This is a genomic window from Falsiphaeobacter marinintestinus (assembly GCF_007923355.1).
Lineage (GTDB): Bacteria > Pseudomonadota > Alphaproteobacteria > Rhodobacterales > Rhodobacteraceae > Phaeobacter_A > Phaeobacter_A marinintestinus.
In genome coordinates this window covers 309551-321926 of record NZ_VOGO01000005.1, presented here as the reverse complement: position 1 = coordinate 321926, position 12376 = coordinate 309551, and the positions used below count along the sequence as shown (strand labels likewise).

Below are 12376 nucleotides of genomic sequence, written 5' to 3'. Positions count from 1 at the left end.
ACGCCGATCCTCAGTGTCCGGGGGGAACCAAAAGGTGGCTTTGGTGACGACGACGCATACCACACCGAACACAAAGGGCGGCGCGCAGGATGCGCCGTTCGAACCCTTGTCTGACGTCGGCGCACAGCTGGGCGAAAGTCCGGTCTGGTCATCCCATGATCAGGCGATCTGGTGGGTCGATATTCTGGGCTGCAAACTGCTGCGCACCCGGCTTTCGGGACGCACCGATTGCTGGGGCACGCCCGAAATGCCCGGCTTTGTCGAGTGTCTGGGCCCGCAGATAATCGTCGGGATGCAAACCGGGATATTCCAGTTCGATCCGGACACAGCGACATTCGACAGGATCGTCGCGCTCGACACGCCGGGCCAACGGTTCAACGATGCCTGTCAGGATGCCCGGGGCCGGATCTGGGCCGGAACCATGGACATCGAAAATCGGCGCGATACCGGCGTTCTGTATCTCTTTGACCCCGTGCGCCGCACGTTGTCCGCGAAACTCAGCGGGTTTCACACCGTGAACGGCCTTGCCTGGGATGACACACGGACCCGGCTGTTCGTGTCCGATTCCCACCCGTCGGTTCAGATGGTCTGGACCTTTCAGGTCGATCCTGACGATACCCTGCAAGACAAAGCGGTCTTTGCCCCCTTCTTCGATCTCAAGGGCCGCCCCGACGGGGCGATGCTGGATGGGGAGGGCAACTATTGGATCGCGGGTGTCTCGGGCGGCACGCTGTACCGCTTCTCACCGGAAGGCGACTGGCTGACCCGCTATCCGGTGCCGGTGAAATCGCCGACCAAACCCGCCCTGATCGGCGCGCGCAACCCGGTCATGGTGCTGACGTCGTTCGAAGATGATCACAACAAGGGGCGCCTGTCGATCTGGCGCGCGCCTCTGCCTGACCGGCACGCCGACCCCTGAAGAAACCGACCGCGACCTCTGCTTAACCTTGACGCCCGCCGCCAAGGCATGCTGGTTGAGGGCGCAGAATTCGACCGCACAGCCAACGTTCCCGACACCAATCAGAGATTATCAGACATGGCCGATTACGTCCTTTCCGATCAGACCCGCGACCGGCTGAAACGCGTCTCGACCGCGTCTATTGCCACGCAGCTTTACAAACGCGGGCTGCGCAATCAGTTCGTTCAGGGCGTGACCCCGGTGTCGCCCAAGGCCGACAACATGGTCGGGCAGGCGTTCACCCTGCGCTATATCCCGGCCCGCGAAGATCGCAATACGCTGGATGTGTTCCGTGACCCCAACCACCCGCAGCGCGTGGCGGTTGAAACCTGCCCACCCGGTCACATCCTGATCATGGATGCCCGCAAAGACGCGCGCGCGGCCACCGCAGGGTCGATCCTTGTCACCCGGCTGGCGGTACGCGGCTGCGCGGGCGTGGTGTCAGATGGCGGCCTGCGGGACGCGCATGGCATTGGCGAACTCGACATGCCCGCCTATTGCGCCAACGCTTCGGCACCCACCAATCTGACCCTGCACGAAGCGCTGGATATCAACGTCCCGATTTCCTGCGGCGACGCACCGGTGTTTCCCGGCGACGTGCTGGTCGGAGACCGCGACGGCGTCATGGTGATCCCCGCGCATCTGGCAGATGAGATTGCCGAAGCCTGCGCCGGAATGGAAAGCTTTGAAGATTTCGTTCTGGAAGAGGTCCTGAACGGCGCCGCCATCATCGGGCTCTATCCCTGCACCAAAGACGAAAACCAGAAGAAATTCGACGCGTGGCGGGCCAAAAACGGGCGCGACTGATCCCGCTTACCCTTCGAACAACCGCATCAAGGCAGCGGTATCCAGCGCCCTGCACATCCCCTGCGCAGGGCGCGCCAGCGGTACATCCGTCGCGGCGCACAAGGCATTCAGAACCGCCTCGTCCACCGCCTCAACCGCCGCCATGTACACCGGATCCAGCAGGTCATCATTCAGCATCGTCATCTGCCGCCACGGTCCGGACAGTTGCGGCAACGGCATCTCATTCGCCGTCGAAAACGCCAGAAAGATATCGCCTGAACTGTTGCCGCCCGGCGTCCCCGACCGCCCGATCCCGATCGAGGCCCGCCGCGCCAAACGCTCCAGCTGACTTGGGGACAGCGGCAAATCGGTGGCCAGCACAACAATGATCGATCCGCGCTCCACATCCATGTCCGGCAACTGATCTTCGGTCATAAGCGGACCCACCGGTTTGCCCGCAACCGTGAACCACGGACGGCGCCCAAAGTTGGCTTGCACCAATGCACCAACGCGAAAGGCTTGACCGTCAACTTCAAGCACCCGCGACGCCGTGCCGGTCCCGCCCTTGAATTCGTAACAGATCATCCCGGCCCCACCGCCGGTATTGCCCTCGGCCACGGGTCCCGGGGCCGCCGCATCAATCGCCGCCCGCCCGTGCGCTTCGGTAATATGTAACCCATTGATATCGTTCAGCACGCCATCATACGTCTCGGCCACGACCGGCATCGCCCAAAGGTGATTATTCTCCCACACGTCGCCATAGGTCTCGATCATCCAGCGTACCGCCGCCGAATGCACCGGCCCCACCGAGTGCGTGTTGGTGATCATGATCGGCCCGCACAGCCACCCGCCATCGCGAATCCAGTGACTGCCGGTCATCTCGCCATTGCCATTCAGGCTGAACTGCCCGGCCCAGACCGGTTTCGGCTCGGCGGCCCGCCCCCGTGGCAAGATCGCCGTGACCCCGGTCTGCACCTGAATGCCCCGTGTCGCCAACGCAGGATCACGCGACGACAGCAGTTCAGTGGTCCCAACCTCGACCCCTGGCACATCCGTGATGGCATTCAGCGGGCCGGGATCACCCGGCAAAGGCAGGCCCAGATCACGGGCGCGGGGTTTTGTCATGGCGTCGCTCTCATCCGCTGTGGCCGATCTTCCTGACCCGACCTTTGATCACAAGCATGGCATGGGACGTAGCGAATGTCTTGACCTGTCAAACGTCCCGGGTACCGTCGCCCGGCAAAACAAAGGACAGCCCATGATTGGATACGTCACCCTAGGTGTGAATGACCTGGAAAAAGCCAAAGCCTTCTACTGCGACCTGTTCGCCGACCGGGGCGCACAGGTTCTGATCGATGCCGGACGCATCGCCTTTATCGGCGCCACGCCGAAAGAGCCGATGATCGCCGTCTGCGAACCCTACGACAAAAACGACCCTGCCCCCGGCAACGGCGTGATGGTCTCAATCGCGGCCACATCGAAAGAAGAGGCCGAGGCGCTCTATCACAAGGCCATCGAACTGGGCGGCTCTTGCGAAGGCGAACCCGGCCAACGCATCCCCGACCGCTTCTACGGCGCCTACGCCCGCGACCCCGACGGCAACAAACTGTGCTTTTACGTGTTTGGGTAAAGACCCCCAACACGCTCAAGGCCCCTGCAACCCGCAGGGGCCTGTCAACAGACCGTTGGCGCGGCAGCCTGACCATGCACTGTGCATCGACGCGAAAACCGCTGAGGATGGCGCAGCATTGAAGCCTCATGAGTTGGAGATACCCCATTGCCTTTCACCAAAAACGCACTTCTTTCACTTTTTCTGATCTGTTCGGCGTTCCTTTTTTCGGCTGAGCCTGCCAAGGCTCAAAGCCCGGCCTCGAACCAGCCCATCTTCGTGATGGTGCACGGCACTTTTCAATGGGCAGGCCAATGGGAGCCGCTGAGCACAATTCTGGAGGATGCCGGGTACGAGGTGATCGAAGCATCGCTGACGGGCCTTGGCGAAAAAGAGCATCTGCTGTCGAAAGAGACGGGGTTGCTAACCCACATTCAGGACGTGTCAAACATGCTCAGCTGGCGTGATCTGAACAACGTCATTCTTGTTTCACACAGCTATGGCGGACCGGTCATTTCCGGCGTGGCCGCCCACCAGCCTGATCGCGTCAAGCATCTGGTGTTTATCGACACAGTGCCGCTGGACCACGGGGAAAACCTGATAGATGGCTTTGGGCCTGACGTCTACGAAACGGCCAAGACCGCCGTCGACGAAGCCGGAGATGGTTGGCTTATTCCTTCGGATGCGCTGCGCGAAGCCCAGCCAACCATGCGCCCCCATCCATGGAAATCCTACGTCGAACGTATCGATATTGCCGAAGGCACACCTGCCTTTGACGGAACGATCATCGTGGCGACCGAAGGGGATGTTTTTGACCATATGCGCAAAGTGCAGGCCCCGGCGCGTGCTGAAAAACGTGGCTGGTCTCTGGTGACTGTCGAGGGTCCGCATCAGTTGATGGAAGTAAGCCCATCCAAGGAAGTCGTCGCCGAAATCTTGTTGAGTATAGCTGGAAACTGAACGCGCGGCGTCTGGCTGACCCCAGAGTTTTGCAAAGGTCCAAGGCGAAGAACCGTGGATCGACGCGACTTATGGCGATGGGACGGGTCGCCGCTCACTAAAAAAGCCCCGGCATGTGCCGGGGCTTTGAATTGTTCAATGTGAAAAATCACTCAGACCTTAGTCGTCTGATGTTTCTTTCTTTTCTTCAACGGCTTCTTCGCCGGTTTCCTGATCGACAACTTTCATCGACAGTCGCACCTTGCCGCGGTCGTCAAAGCCCAGCAGTTTGACCCAGACTTCCTGACCTTCCTTCAACACATCCGACGGATGGTTCAGGCGGCGGTTTTCGATCTGGGACACGTGCACCAGACCATCGCGCTTGCCAAAGAAATTCACGAAGGCGCCGAAATCGACGATCTTCACGACCTTGCCTTTATAGACTTTGCCTTCTTCCGGCTCGGCCACGATCGAATAGATCATGTCGTATGCCTTCTTGATGGCCTCGCCGTTGGGCGATGCGATCTTGATGATGCCATCGTCGTTGATGTCGACCTTGGCACCCGACACTTCGACGATCTCGCGGATCACCTTGCCACCCGATCCGATGACTTCACGGATCTTGTCGGTGGGAACCTGCATGGTTTCGATGCGCGGTGCGTGGACCGAGAAATCAGCAGCGCCGGACAGAGATTTGTTCATCTCTTCCAGGATGTGCATGCGACCGTCCTTGGCTTGCGCCAGGGCTTTTTCCATGATTTCCGGCGTGATGCCTGCAACCTTGATGTCCATCTGCAGCGACGTGATACCGTTTTCGGTACCGGCCACTTTGAAGTCCATGTCGCCCAGGTGGTCTTCGTCACCCAGAATGTCGGTCAGGATCGCGTATGATCCGTCATCTTCCAGGATCAGGCCCATGGCCACACCGGCAACAGCGGACTTCAGCGGAACGCCGGCATCCATCATCGACAGCGACCCACCGCAGACCGACGCCATCGACGACGAGCCGTTGGATTCGGTGATCTCCGACACGATACGGATCGTGTAGGGGAAGTCGGTCGGGGCCGGAAGAACCGCCTGCAGGGCGCGCCATGCCAGCTTGCCGTGACCGATTTCGCGACGGCCGGGGCCACCCACGCGGCCAACTTCGCCAACCGAATAGGGTGGGAAGTTATAGTGCAGCAGGAAGTTCGATTTGAAGTTGCCGTGCAGCGCGTCGATGAACTGTTCATCGTCACCGGTGCCCAGCGTGGCAACCGCCAGCGCCTGCGTTTCACCACGGGTGAACAGGGCCGACCCATGGGTCCGCGGCAGCATGCCGGTTTCGGCCACGATCGGGCGCACGGTGGTGGTATCACGACCATCGATCCGCTTGCCGGTCTTGACGACGTCGCCGCGCAGAATGCCGGCTTCCAGCTTTTTCAATGCCGAACCAAGGTTCGCATCGTCCAGCTGCTCTTCGCTCAGCGCGGCCTTGATCACATCACGGGCCGCCGAAACAGCAGCGGTACGCTCTTGCTTGTCGGTGATCGCGAATGCGGCGCGCATCTGCTCTTCGCCAGCGGCCTTCACGGCCTCATAGAGCTCAGAGTAATCCGCAGGCTGGAAATCGAACGGCTCTTTGGCGGCGTCTTCGGCCAGAGCGATGATCAGGTCCAGAACCGGCTGCATCTGCTCGTGGGCGAAGTTCACCGCACCCAGCATTTCAGCTTCGTTCAGCTCGTAAGCTTCCGATTCCACCATCATCACGGCGTTCTTGGTGCCGGCAACGATCAGGTCCAGACGCTGTTCGGGGTTCAGGCGCAGGTCCTGCATGTCGTCCACGGTCGGGTTCAGAACGTAATCGCCATCGACATACCCAACGCGGGCACAGGCAATCGGACCCCGGAACGGCGCGCCGGAAATGGTCAGCGCGGCCGAGGCTGCGATCATTGCAACGACGTCAGGGTCATTAACCAGATCGTGGCTCAGCACGGTGCACATCACCAGAACTTCGTTTTTGAAGCCGGGCACGAACAGCGGGCGGATCGGACGGTCGATCAGGCGCGCGGTCAGCGTTTCTTTTTCAGTCGGGCGCGCTTCGCGCTTGAAAAAGCCACCGGGAACTTTACCGGCCGCATAATATTTCTCTTGATAATGCACGGTCAGAGGAAAGAAATCCTGACCAGGCTTTTGCTGGCGGGCAAAGGTCACGTTGGCCATGACCGAAGTTTCACCCAAAGTGGCGATGACCGAGCCATCTGCCTGGCGGGCAACCTTGCCCGTTTCCAGTGTAAGCGTTTCTTCGCCCCACTGCATGCTTTTCGTCGTAACGTTGAACATCTAGCGTATCCTGTGTGAGAGCACTCCCGGGCGTTCCCGGGTCTCCCGATTGATTGGCGGCCCCATTGCCGCCGACCCCATATATCCTTGCGTTCATGGCACCAGGGTCCGGGTGCCATGTCTCAGATTCTGCGGCCATACAGCAAATCTCTGGATTTTTAAACCTCCAAAGCGCATCGGCCCCTGATCAACCGGATCACAAGCAGGTCAGATCCGTGCGCAGCCCCTTGGCTTCCTTATTCCTGCCACATTTCGTTCCCGCTCCAGCCTTTATTTTTGGGTAACGATCGGGCAACACCGAAAGGGCAATATCCAAGGGATCAGGGTCAGGGTTTTGAGTTACTCCATTCTACTGCGGCTAGCATTGGTTTTAGGCTTGGCTGGCTGCCTCCAGACCGTCAGTCGGGACAATCCATCGCGCATCCTTGCCATGGGTGATTCCCTGATGTCGTGGCATCTGGGGTCCACGAACTCGATCACTGACGCGGTTGCCAATGAATTGGGCGAACCGGTCGTCAACCGCTCGGTTGGCGGCGCCCGCGTCCTCTATGGCCTTCCGGTGACCGGCGCGCTGGGGATGAAGATCGAAAACCAGTATGCCAAGGGCGACTGGGACTGGGTCGTGCTGAACGGCGGCGGCAATGATCTGTGGCTTGGCTGCGGCTGCTTCGCCTGCGATGGCAAGCTGGACAAGCTGATCGCGCCCGATGGACGCCGTGGCGAAATCGCCCGCATGGTCTGGGAGCTTCGCGAAACCGGGGCCCGCGTCATCTATGTCGGCTATCTGCGCAGCCCGGGCCGCGGCTCGGTCATCGAACACTGCCGCGACGAAGGCGAAGAACTGGAAGCCCGCATTGACCGTCTGGCCGCTTTGCTGCCGGGCGTCTATTTCCTGTCGCTTGCCGATCTGGTCCCACACGGCGACCGGTCCTATCATTCCGCCGACATGATCCACCCTTCGATCAAGGCCAGCACCGAGATTGGCAAACGGGTGGCGGCCCTGATCGAAGCCGAAGAAGCGGTGCAATAGACCAGTCACCCAACTCTCAAAAAAAAGTCGGGTTCGGCAGTAGCGTATGCATAAAGCACTCATCCTCTTTCTCGTCGCGGTGTGTTTGTCGTCCTTCGCAGCGTTGGTGTGGTTTGGCGAAATTGCTGACGATGCCCCGCTGGCCCATCAGGGTCTCAGCCTTTTGATTTTTGCCGCGACATCCCTTGCTCTTTGGAAGATACCCAAGTCCCGGCGACCGCAAACGCAGCAGATGCCGCAAACGAAGCCGGTTCCGCAGTCTCGTCCTGTAAGGCCAAGCAGCGATGACACGTTCGATATCGACAAATTCGACGATGCAATCGAGGCTATGTCAGGCACGGCAGACCGGGCAAAGCAATTGCCCGGCTGGGCGCTGGTGCTTCGGTCGCCTTACGATGATGATGACCGGCCCGCGACGTCGTGGCTGGGCGGGCAACCAATGGCACCCGCAACCTTCGATTGGCCCCGAGACTCACAGAACCGCCCCTTGCATTTTCTGGCCCAGATCGATCTTGCCGCGCTAAAGCCCGAGCCGGAAACTGGCGCGCGCGCACCGGGATTGCCGTCGCAAGGCGCGCTCCTTGTCTTTTTTTCGCAGACCCATGCGGTTCGGGTCCTGACCGGCGATTCCAAACTCTGGGTTCCCATCTCACCGCCATCAGATTTGCCTGACGTCAGCGACCTCGGGTTTTGGGGCACAGGAACGGGCTTTCAGCACTGGCCGGTGGATCCCGTGGCTTTTCTTGATCACGATGGCGGGCGACCTCCGACCATCCAGGACCCCTTCGCCCGCCCCAAAGACTGGATCACGACTTGGGGCTTTGCCGCCTATGAAGCGGATTTTGTGGTTCAGGAAATTATGCTGGCACAATTCCATGAGACGCAATTCGCCAAATGGTTGGATGGGGTCAAGGACGTTGACGCTTTGCCCGAGCACAAGAGACAAGAGATTTTGCATCATCAATTGATTTTTGCCGAATCCAAACCGCTGGTCGAAGACATCACGGCGTTTCGCGACATCGCGCGCAAACATGATCCGGTAACCCCGGTCGCCCCGGATGCTTTGGAAGCGATCTTTGCGGCACGGCATGCATTGACGGCGAAAATGGCGGAAAACCGCCCCCCCCCGCAATGTGCTGAATGGCGCGCCCCGATCTGTTCTTGATCAGTTGCGCCGCGATTATCCCGAGCTGCCCGCGTCAGACGCGTTCCAGGCCGTCCCGCCCGAGTTCCGGCCGTTTCTGGACCTATGCATTTCCGCATGGCGCGGTCACCGGCTGTTCGGTCTGGAAGAACCGCCGATGTACAACTATGTGGATTTGCGCGGAATGGATTGTCTGATCTCGATCGGGGCTGATGAGTTTCTTGGCACTCAGTCAGAGCACGAACACGGGCTGTCGATCTGGCAGCCGCGCGACGACATGGCCAGCGGTCAATTCGAGGGCGGTCTGTTCATTCGTCATTCCAACGGGTGATGACCGGTGCCGTATCGGCATGGACACACAGATCACACACAAAACGCTTCGAAGGGTCTCCAAAACGCAAATACGCCCGCCAGAAGGCGGGCGTACAAAACGGACAAGTGGCCGTTCAGACCTTGTACAAAACGGTTGAAACCGCTTAGCGACGCAGGCCCAGGCGATGGATCAGGTCCTGATAACGCGCTTCTTCTTTGCCCTTCAGATAGTCCAGCAGCTTGCGGCGCTGGGCAACCATCTTCAACAGACCACGGCGACCGTGGTTGTCTTTCTTGTGGGTTTTGAAGTGCTCGGTCAGGGTCGCAATACGCGAGCTGAGGACGGCAACCTGAACTTCGGGCGAACCAGTGTCGCCTTCTTTGGTGCCGAATTCTTTCATGACGCGTGCTTTTTCTTCAGCAGTAATCGACATCGGGGTCTCCTTTGCAGGGTTAAGGTGAATGGCGCAGGCCGGGATGTCGTCCAGCACAGGCCCATGGAGATGGTCCGCAACGGCCCCGAAAACATCGATTCCACAGCGGATGGGCGCGTATAATCGGAAAGCCGTCTGATGGCAAAGGTTTATTCGTCGATGATCGGGTCAAAGCCTATTCGGCAGCCACGTTCAATGCTGGCAAAGCAGTCAGGCTGATCAGGGTGATATCTTCCAGAGACAAGCCAATCCCGCCATGAATTAGGGCGATTTCTGCTCCGTTGACATGCACGGTCACTGCGCCACTGTGGCCTTGCGCAGGCTTGATTTCCACCAGCGGGTCGGGATCAGCCTCAAGGTCAAGCGACAGTATCAGCCTGTCTTCGGCAAGATCGAAATCCATCACCTCGGCCCGATCATCACCGCTGATCCAGTCACCCAGTATAATGTTATCGGCATCGTCCCCCGCCGTAACGATATCAGCAGCACCTGCAATGATCGTATCCGATCCGCCGCCGCCATTCAGAAAGTCACTGCTTTGCGCGTCTTGCGATGCTTCGCGCCCGTTCAGCAAATCGTCGCCCCAGCCGCCAAACAACGTATCCGCGCCGCTGCCGCCGTCCAGCTGATCGTCGCCATAGCCGCCTAGTAAGCCGTCAGATCCCGCGCCGCCCAGAAGGGTATCATCGTCTTGCCCACCCTCAAGTGTGTCGTCCCCGGCCCCGCCCATCAACAGGTCATCGCCGAAATGGCCGAACACGGCGTCCTGACCGGACCCGCCATTCAGAATGTCGCGGTCATCGTCCCCATGCAGAACATCGTTTCCGGCCCCACCACGCAGGTTGTCCAGCCCGTCTGCCCCATGAAGAATGTCGTTCCCGGCCCCGCCTTCGACGATGTCATCGCCGCTATATCCGTTGATCTGATCATCGCCTGACCCACCTGACAAAACCTCGTCGGCCTGTGTGCCGGTAATGATCTGGTCTTTTGCGGAGGGGCTTGTGGCGCTGTCGACAGTCGGTTCCGACGATACCCCTGGCGTATCAGCCAACAAGTCGGGCATCGACGCCGCGACCTCTAATTCATCGTCTTCTTCGCCCGTGTCGGCGAACATCTCAGACTCGTCATCAGAGGAATCGCCCACCACAAAGCTTCCAACGGCCATCAGGCCCAGAATTCCGGCCAACCAGAACATGATTTACTCCACGCCAATTTAGCGCCCACCAAGAATGACGAAGCCATAACTGCAGGGCAAAAAGCAAAGCTATTCGAGTCGTCTGGTTAATGGCTGATCTATTCCGGCCAGCACTCGGGTTGTTGGGAATAGGCTATATACAGCGGGTGTTTTGGATGCCCGGCTTTGGTCAATCCAAGGTGAAATAGCGGCTGCCGGGTATTTCGCAGCAACGTTTCCACATCTGCCCCGCGATTCAAATGAGACCCATGCGCGCCCCAGGCAGCGATAACCTGATCGGCCCAGTTCACCCCATCCCTTATGGCAGTGTCATTTTCCGGCCCGACCGGATCCGAAGCGGCCCGCATCTTGCGTGGATCGGTGTCACGCCACGCGAAGATATTGGTCACCTGGAACGCTCCGAACCCCAGGGCACGGGCGCGACGTTCGCAGCGTTCAACCGTCGGATCGTTCTGAACCTCGGTCGCAGTTGAGGGGTTTAGCATCACGAACAAGGCTTTACGCCCGGCAGGGTCCCAAACGCGGGTCAGGCTATAGCGGTAGCGTTCGCAATCAGAGTAAACGGCGGTCGAGGGCGCATCGCCCTTGATATGTGTGCGAGTAATCATGGCCAGCCTTGTGCCCGGATTTTGGCGGGCAGTTCAAGGGCGCGGCCCAATTGCAGTGTCCCCACCAACAGCTCAGAGATTAAAAACGCGGCTGGGGTGCAGTTCGCCCGATTTGTAGATGCCGACGGCGACGGGTTTGCCGTCATGAATGGCCCAGCATTCGTCGCCGTATTCGACGTCATTCACAAACACCATTCCGGGGTTTCCGTTCTTCAGACGCACGGCCCCATCGGCACTGGCAGTGACGCAAGGCAGGTCGGTCAAACCTTCGGTCATCGGGCGAATGTATTCGTCCAGCGCGGGGGTTTTGGCCATTTCGTTAATCTGATCGATGGTCACCCCATCTTCGGCGTCGAACGGGCCGGACCAGACGCGGCGCAGCTTTAGGACGTGGCCGTGGCATCCCAGTGCCGCCCCCAGATCGCGGGCGATGGACCGGACATAGCCACCTTTGCCGCAGGTCATTTCAAGCTCGACATGGTCGGCATCTATCCGGTCAGTCATCACCAGTTCTTCGACCCAAAGCGGGCGCGCGGCGAGTTCGACATCCTCACCGTCGCGGGCCAGTTTGTACGCGCGCTGCCCGTCTATTTTGACGGCGGAAAACTTGGGTGGAACCTGCTGGATATCGCCGATGAAGGTCGACAACGCGTCCTTGATCTGCTCATCGCTGGGGCGGGCATCGCTTTCAGCAATGACTTCGCCCTCGGCATCGTCGGTGTTTGTCGCCTGTCCCAGACGCACGACAAAGCGATAAGCTTTCAAGGCGTCGGTCACATATGGCACGGTCTTGGTCGCCTCGCCCAAAGCTATGGCGAGCACGCCCGTTGCTTCCGGGTCCAGCGTGCCGGCATGGCCTGCCTTCTTGGCGTCAAGCGCCCAGCGAACCTTGTTCACGACAGCGGTCGAGGTCATGCCCGCAGGCTTGTCAACGACCAGCCACCCGGAAATATCGCGTCCTTTGCGTTTGCGTGCCATGCCTGTCCCTAATCGTCAGTGAAGGCGGGCGGGGTACTCTATGGTTGGGGGCCTGTCAATC

General features: G+C 59.6%; 13 protein-coding genes. 7 read left to right on the top strand and 6 right to left on the bottom strand.

Annotated elements, in window-relative coordinates; genetic code table 11:
- The first annotated feature begins 43 nt into the window (after positions 1–43).
- Both FOY56_RS13435 and FOY56_RS13430 read left to right on the top strand, forming a co-directional pair.
- Positions 44–919, top strand: a complete 876-nt coding sequence (locus FOY56_RS13435) for an SMP-30/gluconolactonase/LRE family protein (RefSeq protein ID WP_186766330.1) — start codon at positions 44–46, stop codon at positions 917–919.
- Between the two features lie 117 nt (positions 920–1036).
- Positions 1037–1765: a ribonuclease activity regulator RraA gene (locus FOY56_RS13430; protein ID WP_146346353.1), complete on the top strand. Its 729-nt coding sequence runs from the start codon at positions 1037–1039 to the stop codon at positions 1763–1765.
- 6 nt (positions 1766–1771) lie between these two features.
- On the opposite strand, the gene FOY56_RS13425 is transcribed toward FOY56_RS13430, so the two are convergent.
- Complete coding sequence (locus FOY56_RS13425) at positions 1772–2869, bottom strand: DmpA family aminopeptidase (RefSeq protein WP_146346352.1); 1098 nt, start codon at positions 2867–2869, stop codon at positions 1772–1774.
- 133 nt (positions 2870–3002) lie between these two features.
- Between FOY56_RS13425 and FOY56_RS13420 the strand changes: the two genes are divergently transcribed.
- Positions 3003–3374, top strand: coding sequence for a VOC family protein (locus tag FOY56_RS13420; RefSeq protein WP_146346351.1), 372 nt, complete (start codon positions 3003–3005; stop codon positions 3372–3374).
- 147 nt (positions 3375–3521) lie between these two features.
- On the top strand, positions 3522–4313 hold the full coding sequence (locus tag FOY56_RS13415) for an alpha/beta fold hydrolase (protein WP_146346350.1): 792 nt from the start codon (positions 3522–3524) through the stop codon (positions 4311–4313).
- Between the two features lie 159 nt (positions 4314–4472).
- Here the strand turns inward: FOY56_RS13415 and pnp are convergent, their stop codons facing one another.
- Positions 4473–6614, bottom strand: coding sequence for a polyribonucleotide nucleotidyltransferase (pnp, locus tag FOY56_RS13410; protein ID WP_146346349.1), 2142 nt, complete (start codon positions 6612–6614; stop codon positions 4473–4475).
- 430 nt (positions 6615–7044) lie between these two features.
- Between pnp and FOY56_RS13405 the strand changes: the two genes are divergently transcribed.
- Genes FOY56_RS13405 through FOY56_RS13395 form a run of 3 tightly spaced genes read left to right on the top strand, consistent with a single transcriptional unit; the run spans position 7045 to position 9119 of the window.
- Positions 7045–7644 (top strand): GDSL-type esterase/lipase family protein, encoded by a 600-nt coding sequence (locus FOY56_RS13405; RefSeq protein ID WP_146346348.1) that lies wholly within the window; start codon positions 7045–7047, stop codon positions 7642–7644.
- Positions 7645–7690: 46 nt separating this feature from the next.
- Positions 7691–8809 carry a DUF1963 domain-containing protein gene (locus tag FOY56_RS13400; protein WP_146346347.1) on the top strand — a complete coding sequence of 373 codons (1119 nt, stop codon included), beginning with the start codon at positions 7691–7693 and terminating at the stop codon, positions 8807–8809.
- 4 nt (positions 8810–8813) lie between these two features.
- Positions 8814–9119 (top strand): hypothetical protein, encoded by a 306-nt coding sequence (locus FOY56_RS13395; protein ID WP_146346346.1) that lies wholly within the window; start codon positions 8814–8816, stop codon positions 9117–9119.
- Positions 9120–9264: 145 nt separating this feature from the next.
- Here the strand turns inward: FOY56_RS13395 and rpsO are convergent, their stop codons facing one another.
- From rpsO to truB, 4 genes are all read right to left on the bottom strand, one after another.
- On the bottom strand, positions 9265–9534 hold the full coding sequence (gene rpsO / locus FOY56_RS13390; protein WP_146346345.1) for a 30S ribosomal protein S15: 270 nt from the start codon (positions 9532–9534) through the stop codon (positions 9265–9267).
- 175 nt (positions 9535–9709) lie between these two features.
- Positions 9710–10729 carry a calcium-binding protein gene (locus tag FOY56_RS13385; RefSeq protein WP_146346344.1) on the bottom strand — a complete coding sequence of 340 codons (1020 nt, stop codon included), beginning with the start codon at positions 10727–10729 and terminating at the stop codon, positions 9710–9712.
- A 98-nt stretch (positions 10730–10827) separates the two neighbouring features.
- Positions 10828–11337 carry a DUF1643 domain-containing protein gene (locus tag FOY56_RS13380; protein WP_146346343.1) on the bottom strand — a complete coding sequence of 170 codons (510 nt, stop codon included), beginning with the start codon at positions 11335–11337 and terminating at the stop codon, positions 10828–10830.
- Between the two features lie 72 nt (positions 11338–11409).
- Positions 11410–12315: a tRNA pseudouridine(55) synthase TruB gene (truB, locus tag FOY56_RS13375; protein WP_146346342.1), complete on the bottom strand. Its 906-nt coding sequence runs from the start codon at positions 12313–12315 to the stop codon at positions 11410–11412.
- Positions 12316–12376 lie beyond the last annotated feature (61 nt).

What these genes read in the sequence shown, in the direction of transcription:
- FOY56_RS13420 (WP_146346351.1), top strand. Translation starts at nt 3,003, where the DNA reads ATGATTGGATACGTCACCCTAGGTGTGAATGACCTGGAAAAAGCCAAA.
- pnp (WP_146346349.1), bottom strand. Translation starts at nt 6,614, where the DNA reads ATGTTCAACGTTACGACGAAAAGCATGCAGTGGGGCGAAGAAACGCTT.
- FOY56_RS13400 (WP_146346347.1), top strand. Translation starts at nt 7,691, where the DNA reads ATGCATAAAGCACTCATCCTCTTTCTCGTCGCGGTGTGTTTGTCGTCC.
- FOY56_RS13405 (WP_146346348.1), top strand. Translation starts at nt 7,045, where the DNA reads ATGGGTGATTCCCTGATGTCGTGGCATCTGGGGTCCACGAACTCGATC.
- rpsO (WP_146346345.1), bottom strand. Translation starts at nt 9,534, where the DNA reads ATGTCGATTACTGCTGAAGAAAAAGCACGCGTCATGAAAGAATTCGGC.
- FOY56_RS13385 (WP_146346344.1), bottom strand. Translation starts at nt 10,729, where the DNA reads ATGTTCTGGTTGGCCGGAATTCTGGGCCTGATGGCCGTTGGAAGCTTT.
- FOY56_RS13380 (WP_146346343.1), bottom strand. Translation starts at nt 11,337, where the DNA reads ATGATTACTCGCACACATATCAAGGGCGATGCGCCCTCGACCGCCGTT.
- FOY56_RS13430 (WP_146346353.1), top strand. Translation starts at nt 1,037, where the DNA reads ATGGCCGATTACGTCCTTTCCGATCAGACCCGCGACCGGCTGAAACGC.
- truB (WP_146346342.1), bottom strand. Translation starts at nt 12,315, where the DNA reads ATGGCACGCAAACGCAAAGGACGCGATATTTCCGGGTGGCTGGTCGTT.
- FOY56_RS13425 (WP_146346352.1), bottom strand. Translation starts at nt 2,869, where the DNA reads ATGACAAAACCCCGCGCCCGTGATCTGGGCCTGCCTTTGCCGGGTGAT.